The sequence below is a fragment of the Actinomadura sp. NBRC 104425 genome, from assembly GCF_030269545.1.
Classification (GTDB): Bacteria; Actinomycetota; Actinomycetes; order Streptosporangiales; family Streptosporangiaceae; genus Spirillospora; species Spirillospora keratinilytica.
In genome coordinates, this window is sequence record NZ_BSTN01000024.1 from 66170 (window position 1) to 85870 (window position 19701).

20 protein-coding genes are annotated in these 19701 nt (G+C 73.0%); 6 read left to right on the forward strand and 14 right to left on the reverse strand.

The window, feature by feature from the left end:
- Positions 1-295: 295 nt before the first annotated feature.
- The 3 genes from QSK22_RS26850 to QSK22_RS26860 form a co-directional block, all read right to left on the reverse strand.
- Positions 296-499, reverse strand: a complete 204-nt coding sequence (locus tag QSK22_RS26850) for a helix-turn-helix domain-containing protein (protein ID WP_026414196.1) — start codon at positions 497-499, stop codon at positions 296-298.
- Between the two features lie 348 nt (positions 500-847).
- Positions 848-1654, reverse strand: coding sequence for a phosphatase (locus QSK22_RS26855; RefSeq protein ID WP_285497199.1), 807 nt, complete (start codon positions 1652-1654; stop codon positions 848-850).
- 140 nt (positions 1655-1794) lie between these two features.
- Entirely contained in the window at positions 1795-3012 is a 1218-nt protein-coding gene (locus QSK22_RS26860; protein ID WP_285497174.1) for an acetoin utilization protein AcuC, read from the reverse strand.
- 355 nt (positions 3013-3367) lie between these two features.
- Between QSK22_RS26860 and QSK22_RS26865 the strand changes: the two genes are divergently transcribed.
- Entirely contained in the window at positions 3368-4408 is a 1041-nt protein-coding gene (locus QSK22_RS26865) for an alpha/beta hydrolase (RefSeq protein ID WP_285497175.1), read from the forward strand.
- Positions 4409-4557: 149 nt separating this feature from the next.
- Here QSK22_RS26865 and QSK22_RS26870 read toward each other — a convergent pair whose 3' ends face one another.
- The 8 genes from QSK22_RS26870 to QSK22_RS26905 form a co-directional block, all read right to left on the reverse strand.
- A complete protein-coding gene (locus QSK22_RS26870) occupies positions 4558-4998 on the reverse strand; it encodes a hypothetical protein (RefSeq protein WP_285497176.1) in 441 nt (146 codons plus the stop codon).
- A gap of 83 nt (positions 4999-5081) precedes the next feature.
- Positions 5082-5876, reverse strand: coding sequence for a pyrroline-5-carboxylate reductase (gene proC / locus QSK22_RS26875; protein WP_285497177.1), 795 nt, complete (start codon positions 5874-5876; stop codon positions 5082-5084).
- A 59-nt stretch (positions 5877-5935) separates the two neighbouring features.
- Positions 5936-6856 carry a proline dehydrogenase family protein gene (locus QSK22_RS26880; protein ID WP_285497178.1) on the reverse strand — a complete coding sequence of 307 codons (921 nt, stop codon included), beginning with the start codon at positions 6854-6856 and terminating at the stop codon, positions 5936-5938.
- 79 nt (positions 6857-6935) lie between these two features.
- Positions 6936-8177: an LCP family protein gene (locus QSK22_RS26885; protein ID WP_285497179.1), complete on the reverse strand. Its 1242-nt coding sequence runs from the start codon at positions 8175-8177 to the stop codon at positions 6936-6938.
- Positions 8178-8311: 134 nt separating this feature from the next.
- Positions 8312-9046 carry an ABC transporter permease gene (locus QSK22_RS26890; RefSeq protein ID WP_285497180.1) on the reverse strand — a complete coding sequence of 245 codons (735 nt, stop codon included), beginning with the start codon at positions 9044-9046 and terminating at the stop codon, positions 8312-8314.
- On the reverse strand, positions 9043-9780 hold the full coding sequence (locus QSK22_RS26895; protein WP_285497181.1) for an ABC transporter ATP-binding protein: 738 nt from the start codon (positions 9778-9780) through the stop codon (positions 9043-9045). Before QSK22_RS26895 ends, QSK22_RS26890 begins: the two co-directional genes overlap by 4 nt.
- Positions 9781-9830: 50 nt before the next feature.
- Positions 9831-10484 (reverse strand): TetR/AcrR family transcriptional regulator, encoded by a 654-nt coding sequence (locus QSK22_RS26900; RefSeq protein ID WP_285497182.1) that lies wholly within the window; start codon positions 10482-10484, stop codon positions 9831-9833.
- On the reverse strand, positions 10484-11380 hold the full coding sequence (locus QSK22_RS26905; protein WP_285497183.1) for a sugar phosphate isomerase/epimerase family protein: 897 nt from the start codon (positions 11378-11380) through the stop codon (positions 10484-10486). The genes QSK22_RS26900 and QSK22_RS26905 overlap by 1 nt, the downstream gene beginning before the upstream one ends.
- Before the next feature lie 292 nt (positions 11381-11672).
- On the opposite strand from QSK22_RS26905, the gene QSK22_RS26910 reads away from it, so the two are divergent.
- Together QSK22_RS26910 and QSK22_RS26915 are read left to right on the forward strand one after the other, a co-directional pair.
- Positions 11673-12371 carry a class I SAM-dependent methyltransferase gene (locus QSK22_RS26910; RefSeq protein ID WP_285497184.1) on the forward strand — a complete coding sequence of 233 codons (699 nt, stop codon included), beginning with the start codon at positions 11673-11675 and terminating at the stop codon, positions 12369-12371.
- A gap of 259 nt (positions 12372-12630) precedes the next feature.
- Positions 12631-13692 (forward strand): alpha/beta fold hydrolase, encoded by a 1062-nt coding sequence (locus QSK22_RS26915; protein ID WP_285497185.1) that lies wholly within the window; start codon positions 12631-12633, stop codon positions 13690-13692.
- A 53-nt stretch (positions 13693-13745) separates the two neighbouring features.
- Here QSK22_RS26915 and QSK22_RS26920 read toward each other — a convergent pair whose 3' ends face one another.
- Positions 13746-14630 carry an SGNH/GDSL hydrolase family protein gene (locus tag QSK22_RS26920; protein ID WP_285497186.1) on the reverse strand — a complete coding sequence of 295 codons (885 nt, stop codon included), beginning with the start codon at positions 14628-14630 and terminating at the stop codon, positions 13746-13748.
- Positions 14631-14830: 200 nt separating this feature from the next.
- Here QSK22_RS26920 and radA point away from each other — a divergent pair, with 200 nt between their 5' ends.
- Entirely contained in the window at positions 14831-16348 is a 1518-nt protein-coding gene (gene radA / locus QSK22_RS26925; protein ID WP_285497188.1) for a DNA repair protein RadA, read from the forward strand.
- A 273-nt stretch (positions 16349-16621) separates the two neighbouring features.
- Positions 16622-17704, forward strand: a complete 1083-nt coding sequence (gene disA / locus QSK22_RS26930) for a DNA integrity scanning diadenylate cyclase DisA (protein WP_285497189.1) — start codon at positions 16622-16624, stop codon at positions 17702-17704.
- 39 nt (positions 17705-17743) lie between these two features.
- Here the strand turns inward: disA and QSK22_RS26935 are convergent, their stop codons facing one another.
- Positions 17744-17959: a hypothetical protein gene (locus QSK22_RS26935; RefSeq protein ID WP_285497190.1), complete on the reverse strand. Its 216-nt coding sequence runs from the start codon at positions 17957-17959 to the stop codon at positions 17744-17746.
- Positions 17960-17971: 12 nt separating this feature from the next.
- On the opposite strand from QSK22_RS26935, the gene QSK22_RS26940 reads away from it, so the two are divergent.
- The gene (locus tag QSK22_RS26940; RefSeq protein ID WP_285497191.1) at positions 17972-18844 is read left to right on the forward strand and encodes an HhH-GPD family protein; all 873 of its coding nucleotides are present in this window, start codon (positions 17972-17974) and stop codon (positions 18842-18844) included.
- Between the two features lie 69 nt (positions 18845-18913).
- On the opposite strand, the gene QSK22_RS26945 is transcribed toward QSK22_RS26940, so the two are convergent.
- The coding region (locus QSK22_RS26945; RefSeq protein WP_285497192.1) for an AAA family ATPase at positions 18914-19701 on the reverse strand (788 nt) is incomplete at its 5' end.

A 19701-nucleotide genomic window follows, 5' to 3' on the forward strand; every position in this document is an offset into this window, starting at 1 on the left:
GGGTGATGGGACCCTGCATGCATGCGGGCGTGACGAATCACGGGCCCGGCGCATGCCCGCCTGCAGCCGACGGCGCGCTCGGCGCACGCGTCAGTGCGCCCGCGCCCGCCGACGGCGAGGTCGGCGCGGACCCCGCGACCACGCCCACCGGTTCCGGCGGCCGGGTGGCCGCCGGCCTGTCGGTGTCGTGTCGTGCCCTGTCTCCTCGGTTCTCCTGCCCCCGTGCTGGCGTCCTCTGCGCGGCCGGCTACCGGGTGAACGGCGAGGTCATTGGTCATGACCCCGCCCTACCCCGTTATCCGGCTTCGATGAACGCGTCGCGCAGATAGTCGTGAACGGCCTGCTCGGGAACCCGGAACGAGCGGCCCACCCGGATCGCGGGCAACTCGCCTGAGTGGACGAGGCGGTAGACGGTCATCTTGGACACCCGCATCACCGCCGCCACTTCGGCCACAGTCAGGAACCTGACCTCACTGAGAGGTCGCTCGCCTGAGCTCATCGGACGCCCTCTTCCACACGTGCCGCGCACCGGCCCTTTGGGTGACTTTGATCACGCACGTGTACTTCCCCCAGCGTAAATCGTGCACCGACAGTCGCAAGAGGGGAGTTCCACCCATTTGCGTATCCCGACCTGTCTTGATGGCCACAGTCTGGTTTCACCCCGCGGGTCACACGGTGGCACGGGGGGTTTCGCGACCATCGGATGTGAGCCTCGACCGGGCGGCGACCGGCGTCCCGAACACCAACGCACACCAGCGAACGAAACATTCGCCCCTCTACCGTCATTGAGTAACAAACAGTGACAGGCGGAGTCAGCGGAGTCAGGAGCGGGAGGCGGGACCGAGGCTCAGAGCAGGCCGGCGCGGTGCAGCAAATAGGCGGTCAAAGGCGCGTAATGCTGGGAAGATATGCCGTCGTCCAGCGGCACCACGGTGTGGATCTTGCCTTCGGCGGCGCCGGCGAACAGCGCGGGGTCGTTACAGTCCGCAAACCCGACGGCGTCGATGCCCGCCTGGCCGGCCGCCCCGGCCCAGCCGTGGTCGGCGATGGCCAGATCCGGCCAATTACCCGATTCGGCTGCGAGCTCGCTCAACATCGCCTCCATGGGGGCGGCGTCGTGGGTGTGCTGGGTGCTGCCGCCGTCGTCCTCCAGCATCGCCACGCCGCCCGGCGCGTAGACGAGCCGCCGCCGCTCGGTGCCGCCGTAGTCCTGCTCGATCTCGTAGGTCCAGCCCTCGGCGGGCGTCAGCACCGTGCAGCCGGCCTTCCGCAGGGCCGCGGACACGGCCTGGTAGATCGGGGTGAGCGTGGCCGGGTGCCCGGTGGCCAGCACCACCCGCTCGCGGCGCCGCGCCGCCTGGCCGATCCGGTCGCCCATCGACTCCAGGGCGTCGATGGTCAGGTCGGGGTCGATCGTGTCGTCCCCGTAGACGTGCTGCGGGTCGGGGTTGACGCCGCAGCGCTCCACCATGAGCGCCAGCACGTCGGCCTCGGTCCACGCCCGCTTGAACTCCAGGCCGAACTGGTAGTACGGGTCGCCCGCGGCCATCCGCCGGTAGTGCCGCAGGTTGTTCTGCCGGGGCGTGGCCACATCACCGGCGATCATCGTGCGGACCAGATGGGTGCGCAGCTCGGCGCGGGACGGGGGCGTCAGATTCTCACTCACGTTCTCGCTCACGGATTCACTCAAGGGGGGCGGTCACAGGGGTGCGGGGCGAGGTCGCGGCGGACGGGCACGGCCGCCGAGGTCACGCGGGCGGGATGCGCGGAGCCGCGGCGGACGCGCGGCGGCGGTCACACGTGCATCAGCGGATCCAAGCCGTGCTCGGGGAAGACCTCCCGCCGGGTCGCCAGCACCGCCTGGTCGACCGGGTTCGCCGGGTCGTAGCCCTCGGCCCAGGTGCGCAGCTCGACCACGGGGGTGCCGTCGGTCATCCGCAGCGGCGCGATCTGCTCGGTGCGCATCCGGACGAAATCGCGCCAGTCCCGGGGGGTGGGCGTCTCGGGGTCGATCGGCCGTCCGGACGCCTCTGCCAGCAGGTGCGTCCAGGCGCGCGGCACCACCTGGACCAGCTCGTAGCCGCCGCCCCCGGTGACGATCCACCGGCCGCCGGCGGTCTCGTGCGCCAGCCGGTGCAGCATCGCGTAGACGGTGCGCTGCCCGTCCACACTGAGGATCAGGTGGGCCAGCGGGTCGAGCGCGTGGCTGTCGCAGCCGTGCTGGGTGACCAGCACCTGCGGGCGGAACGCGCGCAGCAGCGGCGGCACGACGGCGTCGAAGGCGCGCAGCCAGTTGGCGTCGCCGGTGCCGGGCGGGAGCGCCACGTTGACGGCCGAGCCCTCGGCGCCGCTGCCGCCGGTCTCGGTGGGGTAGCCGGTGCCGGGGAACAGCGCGCGCGGCGTCTCGTGCAGGCTGATCGTCAGCACCCGGGGGTCGTCGTAGAAGGCGGCCTGGACGCCGTCGCCGTGGTGGACGTCCACGTCCACGTAGGCGATCCGTTCGGCGCCCTGGCCGAGCAGCCAGGCGATCGCGACGGCCGGGTCGTTGTAGACGCAAAAGCCGCTGGCGGCGCCCGCCATGGCGTGGTGCAGGCCGCCGGCGATGTTGGCGGCGTGCGGGCTGCGGCCGGTCCACACGGCGCGGGCGGCGGCCACCGAGGCTCCCGTGACCAGGCACGACGCCTCGTGCATGCCGGCGAACACCGGGTTGTCGGGGGTGCCGAGGCCGTGCCGCAGGTCGGCGCGGCCGGTGGCGCCGGCCTCCCGGACGGCGGCGATGTAGGACGCCTCGTGCACCAGCCCGAGCAGGTCGTCGCCGGCGGGGTCGAACTTCTCCAGCCGCACGCCGGGCGCGTCCAGCACCTTCAGCTCGCGGGCCAGCGCCATGGTCAGCTCGACGCGCACGGGGTTGAGAGGGTGCCCGGCGCCGAAGTCGTAGGAGACGAGCTTGTCGTCCCAGAAGACCTGGAGTCCGCAGCTGTCGGAGGCAGCAGACGGCGCGGGGCTGCTCATGACGTTCACGGTATCGCCCCGCCCCAGGTCAGACGGTGTGGTCTGAATCACATGCGTGCGGATCCGCCCGCGCCGTCGCGGCTGCACCGTCCTCGACGGGCGTCACCTGCGAAAACTTCCCTGTGACCTACCTGACATTGGCCGAGGCTTTACGTAGCATGGGCGAAATCTGACGTTTGGGAAGCGGATGGACAAACATCTCATTGCTGATGATGTACCCCAGCCGCCGGACGGGTCCGGGGCCGGCGGGGCGTCGGACGGTGCGCTTCCCGGCGGGTCCGCCCGGCAGGCGATTCATCAGCAAGCGGTTCCTTATGACGGCGGCCCCAGCCCCCTCAGCCGGGCCATCTCCGGCATGCTGCGGCTGACGATCGGGCCGATCGTGCACCACGTCCCCGGCCATGCCGTGATCATCCGGACGGCCCGCGCGACGGTCGACATCGCCTCCCGGCTGGTGAGAGCCGACCCGCGCGTGCGGGTGCGCCTGGCCGACGACCTGCCCGACGACACCGGCCGCGTCATCGGCGAGTGGGTGGAGCCCCGCGACGCAGGCGGCGAGGCGTCCGACGGCGCCATCCTCTATCTGCACGGCGGCGGCTACGTCGTGTGCTCCCCGCGCACCCACCGGCCGATCACCGCCCGCCTGGCCGCCGACACCGGCCTGCCCGTCCTGGTCCCCCGGTACCGGCTCGCGCCCGAGCACCCGTTCCCGGCCGCGCTGGAGGACGCACTGGCCGCCTACCGGCTGCTGCTGGACCACGGCGTCCCGGCCGAACGCGTCGTCATCGCGGGCGACTCGGCGGGCGGGCACCTGGCCGCCTCCCTCACCGGCGAGCTGTGCCGCACCGGCCTGCCGCGCCCCGCCGGGGTGGTGCTGTTCTCGCCCTGGGTGGACCTGACCTGCGAACTGTCGACGCGCGAGCAGCGGCTCGCCCGCGACCCGTACATCAGCGCGTCCACCGCCCGGCGCGTCGCCCGGCTCGTGGTCGGCACCGCGGACCCGCGGGACCCCAGGCTGGCCCTGCTGTCCTGCCGCTGGACCGACACGCCGCCGGTGCTCATCCAGGTCGGCAGCCGGGAGGTGCTGCGGCCCGAGGCCGAGGCGCTGGCCGGAGCGATCAGCGAGGGCGGCGGCGACTGCCTGCTGCAGGTGTGGAACGGCCAGATGCACGTGTTCCAGATGCTCAACCGGGTGCTGCCCGAGGCGGACGCGGCGATGCACGAGACCGCCCGCTTCGTCCGCTCGGTCCTCGCCGCGCCCGCCGCCCGAGGAGGTCGCACGGCGCGCACCCGCAGCCGCACGGCGGGCAAAGGACGTGCGGCAAGGCGAGGCCGCCGCCCGAACGGAGGCCGCGGCGGCGACGGGGGCCCGTCCGGTACCGAGGCCGTCGCATGAGGGCCCGCGGACGGCCGCCCGGCCACAGGACTTGAGGCCGCCTCCGCACACCCGCCTGGCGCACAAGGCCGCGGGGAGTGCGGAGGCGCCTCGCCAACCTCGGCCAACGACGCCCCTACGGCGCCCCCTGCGGGAAGGCCTCTCCCCCGTCAGATGCCGCGTCCGTCCTCCGCGACCGGCTCGGGCCGTCCGCCCCGCCCTTGCGGCGACCGCCCCACGGTGAAGAACCCGACCAGCGCGGCCAGCGTGGCGATGCCCTCGCCGACGAGGCTGGCGGTCTTCTCGCCGTACCAGACCGGCTCGTACATGTTCGGCAGCGGGCCGAGCGCGCCCACGTCGACGGTGTAGTAGAGCAGCAGCGCACCGACCGCGCTGCCCGCCACCAGGAACGCGACCGCATACGTCCAGCGGCGCGACCGCACCAGGACCAGCACCGCCGCCAGCGCGGCGGCCACGGCCTGGACCCGGAACAGCACGTCACCGCCGATGCTGCCACCCTCCACGAACTTCATGTCGGGTGCGAACCGCCAGTGCACGACGGCGTCGACCGCCAGTCCGGCGGCCACGAGCAGGCGAAGCGGGATGTCCATGTCCCTAACACGGTCCGCGCGGCGCATCGGCTCAATCGCGAAGCGACATTTCCGGAGCGGCACGGCGCGGACCGCTCCGGCGGTCAGCCGCCGGCGAGCTCGCGGCCCCGGTCGCGGGCGGCCTCGATCGCCTCCAGGACGGCGGCGCGCACCCCGTGCTTCTCCAGCTCGCGGATGGCGGCGATCGTCGTCCCGCCCGGCGAGGTCACCGCCTCGCGCAGCAGCACCGGGTGCTCGCCGGAGTCGCGCAGCATGACCGCCGCCCCGACGGCCGACTGGATCACCAGCTCCAACGCGGCCGCGCGCGGCATGCCCAGCAGGATGCCCGCGTCCACCATGGCCTCGACCAGGTAGTAGAAGTACGCCGGGCCGCTGCCGGACAGCGCGGTGGCGGCGTCCTGCAGCGACTCGGGGATGCGCACCACCTTGCCGACGGGGCTGAGCAGCTCCTCGGCCATCTTCAGGTGCTCCTCGCCGGCATGCGAGCCCGCCGAGATCACGCTCATCGCCTGGTCCACCAGCACCGGCGTGTTGGACATCACCCGCACCACCGGCAGGTCGGCGGGCAGCCGCTCCTGCACGAACGAAGTGGTGATGCCGGCCGCCATGGAGATCACCAGCGCTCCGGCCGGGACATGCGGGGCGATCTCGTCCAGCAGGGTCCCCATGTCCTGCGGCTTGACGGCCAGCACCAGCGTGCTCGCCGTCCGGGCGGCCTCCACGTTGGTGACGATCTGGACGCCGTACCGTTCGCGCAGCAGCGCCCCGCGCTCCTCGCGGCGGACGGTGGCCATCAGCTCGGCGGGGCGGCGGCCGGCCCGCAGCACGCCGGACAGCAGCGCCTCGCCCATCTTCCCGGCACCCAGAATCGCGATCATCTATGCACCTTGACGTGGGGTTTCTCCTGACCACGCCAGCCTATCGAGGGGCCGCGCGGCTAGGCGCGCGTGGCCACCGAGCGCAGGAAGAAGCGCAGGTTGGCGGGCTTCTCGGCGAGCCGCCGCATGAAGTAGCCGTACCACTGGCCGCCGTAGGCGACGTACACGCGCACCCGCTCGCCCGCGGCGGCGAGCCGCCGCTGCTCCTGGGGCCGGATGCCGTACAGCATCTGGTACTCGTAGCTGCCCGGGGCGCGGTCGTTGACCAGCGCGAACGTGCCGGCGATGCTGATCAGCCGCGGGTCGTGCGTGGCCAGCATCGGGTAGCCCTTGCCGTTCATCAGGATCCGCATGCACCGCACGTACGACCGGTCGATCTCGGCCTTGTCGGTGAACGCGACGTGCTCGGGCGCGGCGTAGGCGCCCTTGCACAGCCGCACCCGCGACCCCTCGTAGGCCAGCTCGGCGCAGTACTCCTCGGCGCGGCGCAGGTACGACTGGATCACCGCCCCGGTGTCGGGGTGCTCGCGCCGCAGCTCCTGCAGGATGCGCAGGGTGGACTCGACGGTGGTGTGGTCCTCCATGTCGAGGGTCACCGAGGTGCCGGCCGCGCGGGCGGCGGCGCACACCCGCCGGGCGTTCTCCAGCGCCAGGTCCTCCTCCAGGGCCTGGCCCACGGCGGTCAGCTTCAGCGACACCTCGGCGCGGGCGCCCAGCCCGGCGTCGGCCAGCCGGCCCAGCAGCTCGACGTAGTGCTTGACGGTCGCGTCGGCCTGGGCCTTGTCGTGGACGTCCTCGCCGAGCACGTCCAGGGTGACCGCCAGCCCCTCGCCGGTCAGCTCGCGGGTGACGTGCAGGGCGTCGTCGATGGTCTCGCCCGCGATGAAGCGGCGCACCGCGTCGCGGGTGAACGGAGCGGTCTCGACGAGCCTGCGTACGCCGCCGCTGCGGGAGGCGGCCAGGAGAGCCTGACGAAGCACTGGCGACCCCTTCTCCGGTGGGACGACCCTGTCCGCTGTCCCGGCGCCTCCAGGTTAACTCTCGGAGAAGGGCTCGCGATCACGAGACGGTTCCGGTCTTGTTGACCCCTCCGTACCGCTGGACGTACTCGGCCATCTTGGCGGTGCGCACCGCCTCGAACAGCGCCTTGCCCTTGGTCTGGTCCAGCAGCACCACGCTCTGCTTGCCGCGCATGGCGCTGCCCTTGTTGGGGACGGTCATGAACACCACGTCCGAGGCGCGCACGTTGCGCAGGCTCAGCGCCAGCGACCGCAGGTCGCCCGCGGACACCTTGTCGTCCACGCTGATCGACTTGGTGAACGCGGTGAGGAAGCGGTCGAGCTTGAGCGGGTTGGTGATCGTCCCGCTGTCGGCGGCCTTCTGGGCGAGCGCGCGCAGGAACGCCTGCTGCCGCTTGATCCGGTCGAAGTCGCCGTTGGGCAGGTTGTAGCGCTGCCGGACGAACAGCAGGGCCTTCTCGCCGTCCAGCTTCTGCCGTCCGGCCTTCCAGTACACCTTGCGCGCCGGGTCGTAGACGCTCTGCGCGATGTCGACCTCCACGCCGCCGAGCGCGTCGGTCATCGCCTTGAACCCCTCGAAGTCGATGGCGCCGAAGTGGTCGATGCGGATGCCGGTGAGGTTCTCCACGGTCTGGATCAAAAGCGGCGGGCCGCCGAACGAGAACGCCGCGTTGATCTTCTGGTTGCCGTAGTCGGCGATGTCCACCCACAGGTCGCGGGGGAAGGAGATGATGTAGGCCTTGCTGCGGTCGGCGGGCAGGTGCAGCAGCATGATCGTGTCGGACCGCTGCTGCCCCGGCTTCCACACCCCGCGGCCCTCGCCGGTGGTGCCCATCTCGGCGCGGGAGTCCGAGCCGACCAGCAGCCAGTTCTCGGTGCCGGTCACGTTGGGGCCGGGCCGGTCGCCGGTGGGCATGGTCCCGGGCAGCCGGTCGATGTTGCCGTTGTAGGACGACTGCCGCTGCCAGACCAGCCCGGCGACCCCGGCCACGGCGAGCAGGACGAAGACCACGACGCCCGCCAGCACCCGCGGCCAGCGCTTCTTGCGCCGCCGCCCCTCTGCGTGCCGGCCGCTCCCCTCGCCCAGGAGGAACTCGTCGTCCGGGGCCTTGGACCCGTCTGGGCCGCTCGGACCGCCCGGGTTGTGCGGGCCGCGCGGCTCGTGCGAGGAGGCCGCGTGCCCGGCCGCCGCCCCTCCCTGGCCCGTGGGGGCGGAGGGCGTGAACGGGTCGTCGCCGTGCTGCCTGTACGCCTGGGAGCCGGGGTGGTCTTCGGGGGTCATGGCGCCGGAGATTATCAGCCGAGTCACCCCAGACAGGCAGGTTTACCTCGTATGACGTCCGGTGGCGGTCAGCGCGCGTGACGTTGGTTACGGCCCGCGTCGGCGGGACGTCACGGCGTGCTCCGCCCGGGGCGTCAGGGCGTGCGGCGGCGCAGGGTGGCCGCGCCCAGCAGCAGGGCCAGCAGCGTGCACCCGGCGACGACCACGATGTCGCGCACCAGTTCGCCGCCGACGTCCGGCTCCCGGCTGACCTGCTGCATGGCATCCACCGCGTACGTCAGCGGCAGCACGTCCGAGATCGCCTCCAGCCAGGACGCCATCTGGTCGCGCGGCATGATCAGCCCGCACAGCAGCGCCTGCGGCAGCACGAACGCGGGCATGAACTGCACCGCCTGGAACTCGCTGCGGGCGAACGCGCTGGCGAACAGACCCAGCGCCATGCCCAGCAGCGCGTCCAGCACCGCCACGAGCAGCAGTGCCCACCCGGACCCGGCCAGGTCCAGGCCGAGCCAGGTCAGCGAGATCGCCAGCACCACGCCGACCTGCGCCAGCGCCAGCACGCCGAACGCCAGCGCGTAGCCGACCAGCAGGTCCAGGCGGCCCATCGGCATGGTCATCAGCCGTTCCAAGGTACCGCCGGCGCGTTCGCGCAGCGTGCCCACGCTGGTCACGATGAACATAATCACGAACGGGAACATGCCGAGCAGCATCGGCCCGATCCGGTCGAACAGCGTCGGCTGGTCGAACACGTACCGCAGCAGGATCATCAGCACGCTCGGCACGCCCACCATCAGCCCGATCGTGCCGTAGTCGTGCCGCAGCTGCGCCAGGATCCGCCGGGTGGTGGCCAGGGTGATCACCATGCTCATGACGTCCGGGCCTCCGTCCGCTCGCTGATCAGGTTCAAGAACGTCTGCTCCAGGTCGTCGGTGCCGGAGGCGGCGCGCAGCTCGGCGGGGGTGCCGTCGGCCAGGATCCGGCCCTCGCGCATCAGCAGCAGCCGGTCGGTGCGGCCCGCCTCGTCCATGACGTGGCTGGAGACGATCAGCGTGACGCCGCGGTCGGCCAGCCGCCGGAACAGCGCCCACAGCTCCTGGCGCAGCACCGGGTCGAGACCGACGGTCGGCTCGTCCAGCACCACCAGCTCGGGCGCGCCGAGCAGCGCGACGGCCAGGTTGGCGCGGCCGAGCTGCCCGCCCGACAGGGTGGCGACGAGCTGGTCGCGCTGGCGTTCGAGCCCGACCTCGGCGACCACGCGGTCCACGTCCGACCGCGGGGCGCCCAGTACGGAGGCGAAGTAGCGCAGGTTCTCGGTGACGCTGAGGTCGGCGTAGACGGCGGGCTGCTGGGTGGCGTAGCCGACACGGCGCCGCAGCGAGGGAGCGCCCGCGGGCTCACCGAGCACGGTCACGGTGCCGCTGGTGACGATCTGCACCCCGACGATGGACCTGATCAGCGTCGTCTTACCGCATCCGCTGGGGCCCAGCAGGCCGACGATCGAGCCGCGCGGCACCTCGAACGTCACCTCGTGCAGCACTTCCCGGCCGCCCCGCCGCACCCGCAGGCCGGCGACGCGCACCGCCGGAGCAGTAGAATTCATCATGTGTTGAAATTAAGTCCGTGCATGTCCCGAGTCAAGGAATCGCGGGCAGGTCAGGAGGGTTCGTCGAGGTAGCGCTGGATGACGGGGGCCAGCAGCGCCACCAGCTCCTCGCGGCCGGCCGAGGCGATCGGCTCGACGCGCAGCACGTACCGCAGGAACATCACGCCGATCAACTGGCCGGCCGCCGCGTTGAGCCGAAGCCTGGGGATCTGGCCCGCTTCCGCCACCCGGCCGAACAGGGCCGAGGCCAGGAACTCGCGCACCGCCACCGCGGCCCGCTCGTTGGTCATGGCCGAGCGCAGCATCGCCAGGATCGGGGCCCGCCGCGCGTCGTCCTCCCAGACCGTCAGGAACGTGCGGACCATCGCCTCGCCGAGCCGTTCGCGGGGCGTCGCCATGATGCGCGGCAGGAACTCGCCGGGGTCCACCGGGAAGCGCATGGCCGCGGTGAAGACCCCCTCCTTGTTGCCGAAGTAGTGGTGCACCAGCGCCGGATCGACCCCCGCCGCCCGGGCGATCGACCGCAGCGACGTGGCGTCGTACCCCTTCTCGGCGAACAGCGCGCGGGCCGCGTCGAGGATCTGGTCGCGGGTCTCGGACGGCCCGGGCCGCCGCCCCGGGCCCCGCCGCGCGCGCCCGCGCGGCCGCTCCCCCGCGTCGCCCGCGTCACCCCGGTCGCGTTCGGGGCGCGCAACCTCGATCATCACGCTCCCCGCGGGGAGATCTCACCGCCCGGGGTGACCTCCCAGGTGCGCGCCTGCTCGTCCGGGGCGGCCGCCGCCAGATGCAGACGGGCGAACGCCAGCGCCTCGGCCAGGTCCTCCATGCGCTCGGCGCGGCTGTTGGCGCGGCGCGTGTTGACCTCCAGCACGATGTGGCCGCGGTAGCCGTCGGCGGCCAGCCGCTCCAGGAACGGCCCGCACGGCTGGTTGCCGCGCCCCGGCACCAGGTGCTCGTCCTTGTTGGTGACGCCGACGCCGTCGGCCAGGTGGACGTGGCGCAGCCGCTCGCCGAGCCGCCCGGCCATGTCCATCGCGTCCGAGCCGGACACCGCGGTGTGCGACAGGTCCAGCGTGACGTACGGGTAGTCCTGGTTGACGGGGTTCCAGTCCGGGGCGTACATGCCCGCCTCGGCGCCCCGGGCCTTGAGCGGGAACATGTTCTCCACCGCGAACAGGACGTCCGTCTCGTCCTGCATGCGGGCCAGGCCCTGGACGAACTCGCGCGCGTACTCGCGCTGCCAGCGGAACGGCGGGTGGACGACGACCACATCGGCGCCCAGGGCCTCGGCGACCTCCTTGGACCGCACCAGCTTGCCCCACGGCTCGCGGCCCCACACCCGCTGCGTGAGCAGCAGGCACGGGGCGTGGATCGAGCGGATGGGCACCTGGTGGTAGTCCGACAGGCGGCGCAGAACGTTGAGGTCCTGCGAGGACGCGTCCGTGGACACCATGATCTCCACGCCGTCGTACCCCAGCAGCGCCGCGATCTCGAAGGCGCTCGGCACCTTCTCCGGATAGACCGACGCGGTGGACAGCGTGATCGGCGCGTCCGGCACGCGGATCGCGGGCGGAACGGCGCCGTTGTGCTGCGGGGTCAAGGCTCCCTCGCCATAATGTCGCTCGGCAGTTTGTCGCTCGGGTGTCCGTCGTGCGCTCCGCCGCACGGACCGGAGCAGCGGGCCGACCCGTCCCGGGGTCCGTCCGCGGTCCCGCCCCTCGGATCGCTCTTTGGGGCCGGACCGGCTTCGGCGGCCCCCGGCCCCGGTCCGGGGCTCCGCTCCGCCGACGGCGCTCACGCAACGCAAAGCCTATGCGCCCGGACGTCCGAAGTTACCCTCCGACCCAGGTGATCTTATTTGGCGCGGCGCCGGATGACTACGCTCTGTCCTCGTGGCCGAGATCGCTGCGGGCGCCGTGCCCAGCCCCAACATCTGGAACTTCCCCCAGGTCTACGAGATCGAGAACCGTGCCGTGGACCCCGACGGCGCGCTGGAGTCGGCGATGTGGCAGCTTCGTCCCTGGGCCGGGGCGACGGTGCTCGACCTCGGCTGCGGCACCGGCTTCCACCTGCCGCGGTTCGCCCGCGAGGCGGCGCGGGTGGTCGGCGTGGAGCCGCATTCGGCGCTGGCCGCCGCGGCCCGGCGGCGGGTGCGCGACCTGCCGAACGTCGCGGTCCGCGTCGGCGCCGCCCAGTCCATCCCGCTTCCGGACGCTTCGGTGGACGTCGCGCACGCGCGGTGGGCGTACTTCTTCGGCCCCGGCTGCGAACCGGGGCTGGCCGAGCTGTCCCGGGTGGTGCGGCGCGGCGGCGCGATCTTCATCATCGACAACGACGCCACCCGCTCGACGTTCGGCCGCTGGTTCCGGCGCTGGCTGCCCTCCTACGACCCGGCCGCGGTCGAGCGGTTCTGGTCCCGGCAGGGCTTCGCCCGTGAGCCGCTGATGATCCGCTGGTCGTTCGCCGACCGGGACGACCTGGCCGCCGTGCTGCGCATCGAGTTCCCCGCCGAGCTGGCCGAGGAGTTCCTGCGCGAGCACGAGGGCTGCGAGGTGGACTACGCCGTCAACCTCTGGTGGCGCCGCACCTGACGCGCCCCGCCCGGCTGCCGCACCCGACGTCCCCTGCCTGACGCGCCTTGCCCAGCGCGCGCCGCCCGAGGCGCCCTGCCCGGCGCCCGGCGCCGGGTCCGCGCACGGCGCCGCACCGGCGGGCGGCGCGGAGACGGCGCCGAGGTCACCCGACGGTTACTGACTGGTTGGTCACACCCGTTCGTCAGGTCTGGCCGCCAGTGGACGCGCTGTACAACAATCCAACCGCCATCGCCACCTCGACGGGAGGGGACCCGACATGGGCCGTACCGCACGGACGAGCCGAGCCATCCTCACCGCCACCGCGCTGGGCGCGGGCGCCGCCGGCGCCGGACTGGCCGCCCAGCGCCGCGCCGTACGCCGCCTGCGCATGCGCCCCGACCCCTACGCCGCGGAGCCGTTCGGCTCCCTGCGCGGCCGCCCCGTGCCGGTGCGCGCCGACGACGGCACCCGGCTGTACGCCGAGATCGACGGCGAGGACCGCACCGACCTGGCGGTCGTGTTCTGCCACGGCTGGACGCTCAACCAGGACTCCTGGCACTTCCAGCGCAAGGCCCTGCGCGGCCGCGCCCGCCTGGTGTTCTGGGACCAGCGCGGCCACGGCCGCTCCGACGGCGGCGACCGCGCCGGCTACGGGCTGCCCCGCCTGGCGCACGACCTGGCCGCCGTGATCGACCAGACCGTCCCCGCCGAGACCCCGGTCGTGCTGGTCGGCCACTCCATGGGCGGCATGACGATCATGCGTTACGCCGACGAGTACGCCGACCGGATCGGCGGCAAGGTGGTGGGCGCGGCCCTGGTGTGCACGTCGTCCGGCGGGCTCGGCCAGGCCCCGCTGGGCCTGCCCGCCTTCCTGGCGCGCACCACGCAGCGGGTGGTCCCCCCGGCGCTGCGCGCGGCCGGCGCGGGCGCGGCCCTCATCGAGAAGGTGCGCCACCTGGGCCGCGGCGGCTCGCTACTGGTCGAAGACCTCATCGCGTTCGGCCCGGACGCCAGCCCGGCCGCGCTGGAGTTCAGCGAGCAGATGCTCGCCGAGACCCGCATGGACGCGCTGTTCGACTTCCTGCACTCGATGATCAGCACCGAGGTGATCAGCGAGTGCGCCACCCTGGCCCCCGCCGACACGCTGGTCATCGGCGCGGAGAACGACCGCCTCACCCCGGTCGAGCACAGCATCAAGATCGCCGAGTGTGTGCCGTCGGCGCGCCTCGAGGTCATCTCGACGACCGGTCACATGGCCATGCTGGAACGTCCGGACGTCGTCACCGGCCACCTGGGCGACCTCATCGAGCGCGTCCGCAAGTCCTCCGCCGCGGCCTGACCCGCGCGTCGCCGCCTCGCGCGCCGCGGCCTGGGCCGGGTGGCCGGCCCGGCTCAGGCCAGGCGGCTGCTGTCCAGGCGGCTTCTGGCCAGGACGTCCACCACGCGGTCGGCGACCTCACGCATGCCGGCGGCGTTGGGGTGCACAGGCGCGGCCGCGTTCGACGGCAGGATGCCCTCGACCCACCTGCGTCCGGCCGGGGCGCACATGTCGTGGCCCTCGCCGCCCTCGTAGGCGTCGACGAAGTCGGCGCCGTGGGCGCGGGCCCGCTCGGCCAGCACCCGGTTGAGGTCGCGGTGCAGGCGGTTGAGGAACGCCAGGTCGCCCCGCGCCACCGGGACCGCCGGCCAGCAGCCCGGCGCGTCGGGCAGCAGCCGCAGGTAGCCGACGACCATGATGCGGGCGCGCGGCGCCCGGGCGCGGATCCGGCGCAGCGCGCCGTCGAGCAGCGGACGGACCTTGTCGGGACGCTCGCTGTAGACGTCGGCGTACCGCTGGGCGCACGGCGCGCCGAGCGGGTTGGTGGTGCTGGCCAGGCCGCAGGCGGCCAGAATCTCGGCGAACCCCGCGTCGTTGCCGCCGATGCCCACGGTGACCAGGGCGGTGTTGCGCGTCAGCGCGTTCAGCTGCGGGGGGTTGATGCCCAGCGGGGTGCGCTGCGGCGCCGTCAGGTTGCGGATGCGGGCGCTGGTGCAGCTGACGTCGGTGAGCCGCAGCCGCAGCCGCGCGGCGACCAGCGACGGGTAGTTGCGATTGGAACGCAGGCAGCCGACCGGTGTGCCGGTCTGGCGCGGGATGAGCGGCCCGGCGGTGAAGGAGTCGCCGAGCGCCACGTACCGCTCGCCCGCCGCCGTCCGGGCGTGCCCGGCCGCCGCCGGCATGCCCGCCAGCAGCACCGCCGTGACCGCGCCGACGCCGAGTACCCGTCTCCCCCGCATGATCACCGGTCCTCTCGATCGGGCCGCGGACGACCACGCGGCCTCCCACCAGAAGCACACGACCGGACCGACCATACGTGATCGACACACGCGACGTCATCAGTCGATTACCGACAGTGATGCAATCCTTTACCGCCGGGCAAGGCCGGCGAGGGCATCGGACGCGCGGAGTGTCGGCCGCGGCCCGTACTGTTCGGGCCATGGCGAAGGCGAAGACGGCGAAGGCCACCTACCGCTGCTCGGAGTGCGGCTGGCAGACCTCCAAGTGGGTGGGCCGTTGCGGCGAGTGCCAGACCTGGGGCTCGGTCGGCGAGGCGGGCGCGGCCGCACCGCCCCGGGTGGTGTCCGCCGGGCCCGTCAGCGCACCCGCCCGCCCCATCGGCCAGGTGGACGTGCGGGCGGCGCAGACCCGCCCCACCGGCCTGGACGAACTCGACCGCGTGCTCGGCGGCGGCATGGTGCCCGGAGCCGTGCTGCTGCTCGCCGGGGAGCCGGGCATCGGCAAGTCCACGCTGCTGCTGGAGGTCGCCGCGCTCGCCTCCACCGGCGCCGGGGAGGCGTCCGGCGGCGGCCGTGCGGGGCGTGCCCCCGGCGCGCAGACGGGCGGCGGCGCCGTCCCCCGGCAGGGCGGCCCGGCCGACGCACCCGGGGGCGGCCGCACGCCCGTGCTGTACGTGACGGGCGAGGAGTCGGCCGAGCAGGTGCGGCTGCGCGCCGACCGGGTCGGCGCCATCACCGACGACCTGTACCTGGCCGCCGAGACCGAGCTGTCGGCGGTGCTCGGCCACATCGAAGCCGTCGACCCCGCGCTGCTGGTCGTCGACTCCATCCAGACCATCGGCAGCGCCGAGGTCGACGGCGCGCCCGGCGGCGTCACCCAGATCCGCGAGGTCACCGCCAACCTGATCCGCGTGGCCAAGGAGCGCGGCATGACCGCGGTGCTCGTCGGCCACGTCACCAAGGAGGGCGCGATCGCCGGGCCGCGGCTGCTGGAGCACCTGGTCGACGTCGTGCTGTACTTCGAGGGCGACCGGCACAGCCGGCTGCGCATGATCCGCGCGGTGAAGAACCGCTACGGCCCCACCGACGAGCTCGGCTGCTTCGACCTGTCCGAGGTCGGCATCGTCGGGGTGGCCGACCCCAGCGGGCTGTTTCTGACCCGCCGCGACGAACCCGTCCCGGGCACCTGCGTGACGGTGACGCTGGAGGGCCGCCGCCCGCTGGTCGCCGAGGTGCAGGCGCTGGTCGCCAAGTCCTACCTGCCGTCCCCGCGCCGCGCGTCCTCCGGCCTGGACTCCTCCCGGGTCGCCATGGTCCTGGCGGTGCTGGCCCAGCGCTGCAAGATCTCCATGCACGAGCAGGACGTGTACGTCTCCACGGTCGGCGGCGTCCGGCTTACCGAGACCTCCGTCGACCTGGCGCTGGCCCTGGCCGTCGCCGGGTCCACCGTCGACCAGCCGCTGTCGGCCCAGCTCATCGCGCTCGGCGAGGTCGGCCTGGCCGGCGAGGTGCGGGTCGTGCCGGGCGTCCAGCGCCGGCTGGCCGAGGCCGCCCGGCTGGGGTTCAAGTACGCGGTGGTGCCCTGCGGCTCCCTCGACCTCGGCGACGGCACGCCGCTCAAGCGCGCCGACCCGCTGCTGACCAGCTACGAGGGCATGAAGGTCATGGAGGTCGACAGCCTCACCCAGGCGCTGCAGGTCGCCTTCACCGCCCCCTGACCGCCCCCGGCGACCGGTTCGGGTCACATGACCGGGACGGAGGGACCCGCGTAATATCTCCAGGGCCGCCGAAGCGGCGGCGCCGGCCTGTGGAGACCACGCAGGACCGCACGCGGCGGCCCGGAGTCGGCGAAGCAGGACCCGCCCGCGGCCGCCAGTACGGCGTGACGGGCGGCATCCCTCTCGGCCGGAAGGGGGACAACCAACCACGGGAGAAACCCGTCCGCGGGCTCCTCGATAAACTGACGCCGACCAGAGACCTCCGGGGGCCAGGTGCCAACACACGACAAGGGTCATGACGAACGACGCCGCGCCACGCTCGCCGCGGTAGCCCCGGGCACCGCGATTCGCGACGGACTGGAGCGCATCCTGCGGGGGCACACCGGAGCCCTTATCGTCCTCGGCTACGACAAGCTCGTCGAGGACCTGTGCACCGGCGGATTCGAACTGGACGTGCAGTTCTCCGCCACCCGCCTGCGCGAGCTGGCCAAGATGGACGGGGCCATCGTCCTGGACGACACGCACACGCGGATCGTGCGCGCCGCGGTGCACCTGGTCCCGGACTCGACGATCCCCACCGAGGAGTCCGGCACCCGGCACCGCACCGCCGAGCGGGTCGCCCGGCAGACCGGCCATCCGGTGATCTCGGTGAGCCAGTCGATGCACATCATCGCGCTGTACCTCGACGGCACCCGCTACGTGCTGGAGGACTCGGCCGCGATCTTGTCCAAGGCCAACCAGGCGCTCGCCACGCTCGAACGCTACAAGCTGCGGCTGGACGAGGTGTCCGGCACGCTGTCGGCGCTGGAGATCGAGGACCTGGTCACGGTGCGGGACGTCAGCGCGGTCGTCCAGCGCCTGGAGATGGTCCGCCGCATCGCCGACGAGATCGAGGGCTATGTGGTCGAGCTCGGCACCGACGGCCGGCTGCTGTCGCTGCAGCTGGACGAGCTGGTGTCCGGGGTGGACGTCGACCGCGAGCTGATCGTGCGCGACTACCCGTCCGAGGACGCCCGCACCCGCGGCGTGGCCGCGGTGCTGGAGGCGCTGGACGGGCTGTCGGCCAACGAGCTGCTCGACCTGTCCACGGTCGCCGAGGTGATGGGCTTCTCCGGCCCCGACGCCCTCGACCTGCCGGTCAGCCCCAAGGGGTACCGCCTGCTGGCCAAGGTGCCGCGGCTGCCCGGCATGGTGGTCGAACGGCTGGTCGAGCATTTCGGCGGCCTGCAGAAGCTCCTGGCCGCCGGGATCGAGGACCTGCAGGCGGTCGGCGGCGTCGGCGAGTCCCGGGCCCGCAGCGTCCGCGAGGGCCTGTCCCGCCTCGCCGAGTCCTCGATCCTGGAACGCTACGTGTGACGTCCCGGCCGTCCCCGAGACGGCCGGGCCGCCGTACCCTCAACGCAGGTGGAACACCCGCCTGGCGGGCCGCAGGCCGTCCGCCCGCACCGTGGCGACGTAGGTGCCGGGCCGGGCGGTCAGCCCTGTGGCCCGGCAGTCGCCGGTCGAACGCCTGCGGTCCCAGGTCACCGTCTCGACGTGCGGGATGCCGCGGCGCAGCGTCCGCTCGCGGGAGCCGCACCCGGGCCGGACCGGCGACCCGCCGTGCCACAATGGCGAGTCGTCATGAACACCGCCTACACCGAGCCGATCCTCGACTGGTATGCCGCCAACGCCCGGGACCTGCCGTGGCGCGCGCCGGACGCCACCCCGTGGGGCGTCCTGGTCAGCGAGATCATGCTGCAGCAGACCCCCGTGGCCCGCGTGCTGCCGGTCTGGCGGGAGTGGATGGCGCGCTGGCCGGAGCCGGCGGCGCTGGCCGCCGAGCCGTCCGGCGAGGCGGTGCGCGCGTGGGGCCGCCTCGGCTACCCGCGCCGGGCGCTGCGCCTGCACGAGAGCGCCCGCGCGATCGTGGAACGGCACGGCGGGCGGGTCCCCGAGTCGCATGCGGATCTGCTGGCGCTGCCCGGCATCGGCGCCTACACCGCCGCCGCGGTGGCCAGCTTCGCGTTCCGGCAGCGGCATGCCGTGCTCGACACCAACGTCCGGCGGGTGCTGGCGCGCCTGGTCTCCGGCGAGGAGTTCCCGCCGCGCTCGCAGACCGCCGCCGAGGTCCGACTGGCCGAGTCGCTGCTGCCCGCCGATCCGCCGACCGCGGCCCGCTGGTCCGTGGCCGTAATGGAGCTGGGCGCCCTGGTATGCACGGCCCGTACGCCCCGCTGCGTGGACTGCCCGGTGCTGTCGTCCTGCGCCTGGCACGCCGCCGGCCGTCCCGCCTACGACGGCCCGCCCCGGCGCGGCCAGACGTATGCGGGCACCGACCGGCAGTGCCGGGGCCGCCTGCTGGCCGTCCTGCGCGACGCAGACGGCCCCGTGGAGAAGTCGGCGCTGGACGTGGTGTGGTCCGACCCCGTCCAACGCGAGCGCGCCCTGGACGGCCTCGTGGCCGACGGCCTGGTGGACCCCCTGGACGACGGCCGCTACGCCCTGCCCGCCTAGGGCCCGCCGAACGCGAAAGGGCCCGCGCCGTTGTCGGCACGGGCCCTTGACCGGCTCGCGTGGCGGACGTCAGTCCTTGTTGAAGTTGACCGCGCCCTCGATCGGCGGCGGGCTGTCGGGCACGCCGGTCGGCTTGGGCACACCCCGGAAGGTGAACGTGGCGTCCTCGCCCTCGCCCTCGGTACCGACGATCACGATCTGCCCGGCCCGCAGCTCGCCGTACAGGATCTTCTCCGACAGCGCGTCCTCGATCTCCCGCTGGATCGTGCGGCGCAGCGGACGCGCACCGAGCACCGGGTCGTAGCCGCGCTCGGCCAGCAGCTGCTTGGCCTCGGGCCGCAGCTCGATGCCCATATCGCGGTCGCGCAGCCGCTCGTCCACCTTGGCGATCATCAGATCCACGATCTGGATGATCTCCTTGCGGGTCAGCTGGTGGAACACCACGATGTCGTCGACCCGGTTGAGGAACTCCGGCCGGAAGTGCTGCTTGAGCTCCTCCTGCACCTTCGCCTTCATCCGGTTGTAGGACCCCTGCTCGTCACCCTGACGCGCGAAGCCCATCGACACGCCCTTGGAGATGTCCCGGGTGCCCAGGTTCGTCGTCATGATGATGACGGTGTTCTTGAAGTCCACCATGCGGCCCTGGGCATCGGTCAGTCGGCCGTCCTCCAGGATCTGCAGCAGGCTGTTGAAGATGTCCGGGTGCGCCTTCTCGATCTCGTCGAACAGCACCACCGAGAACGGCTTGCGCCGCACCTTCTCGGTGAGCTGGCCGCCCTCCTCGTACCCGACGTAGCCGGGCGGGGAGCCGAACAGCCGCGAGACGGTGTGCTTCTCCATGAACTCGCTCATGTCCA

What these genes read in the sequence shown, in the direction of transcription:
- QSK22_RS26850 (WP_026414196.1), bottom strand. Translation starts at nt 499, where the DNA reads ATGAGCTCAGGCGAGCGACCTCTCAGTGAGGTCAGGTTCCTGACTGTG.
- QSK22_RS26860 (WP_285497174.1), bottom strand. Translation starts at nt 3,012, where the DNA reads ATGAGCAGCCCCGCGCCGTCTGCTGCCTCCGACAGCTGCGGACTCCAG.
- QSK22_RS26865 (WP_285497175.1), top strand. Translation starts at nt 3,368, where the DNA reads ATGCTGCGGCTGACGATCGGGCCGATCGTGCACCACGTCCCCGGCCAT.
- QSK22_RS26870 (WP_285497176.1), bottom strand. Translation starts at nt 4,998, where the DNA reads ATGGACATCCCGCTTCGCCTGCTCGTGGCCGCCGGACTGGCGGTCGAC.
- proC (WP_285497177.1), bottom strand. Translation starts at nt 5,876, where the DNA reads ATGATCGCGATTCTGGGTGCCGGGAAGATGGGCGAGGCGCTGCTGTCC.
- QSK22_RS26885 (WP_285497179.1), bottom strand. Translation starts at nt 8,177, where the DNA reads ATGACCCCCGAAGACCACCCCGGCTCCCAGGCGTACAGGCAGCACGGC.
- QSK22_RS26890 (WP_285497180.1), bottom strand. Translation starts at nt 9,046, where the DNA reads ATGAGCATGGTGATCACCCTGGCCACCACCCGGCGGATCCTGGCGCAG.
- QSK22_RS26895 (WP_285497181.1), bottom strand. Translation starts at nt 9,780, where the DNA reads ATGATGAATTCTACTGCTCCGGCGGTGCGCGTCGCCGGCCTGCGGGTG.
- QSK22_RS26900 (WP_285497182.1), bottom strand. Translation starts at nt 10,484, where the DNA reads ATGATCGAGGTTGCGCGCCCCGAACGCGACCGGGGTGACGCGGGCGAC.
- QSK22_RS26915 (WP_285497185.1), top strand. Translation starts at nt 12,631, where the DNA reads ATGGGCCGTACCGCACGGACGAGCCGAGCCATCCTCACCGCCACCGCG.
- QSK22_RS26920 (WP_285497186.1), bottom strand. Translation starts at nt 14,630, where the DNA reads ATGCGGGGGAGACGGGTACTCGGCGTCGGCGCGGTCACGGCGGTGCTG.
- radA (WP_285497188.1), top strand. Translation starts at nt 14,831, where the DNA reads ATGGCGAAGGCGAAGACGGCGAAGGCCACCTACCGCTGCTCGGAGTGC.
- QSK22_RS26940 (WP_285497191.1), top strand. Translation starts at nt 17,972, where the DNA reads ATGAACACCGCCTACACCGAGCCGATCCTCGACTGGTATGCCGCCAAC.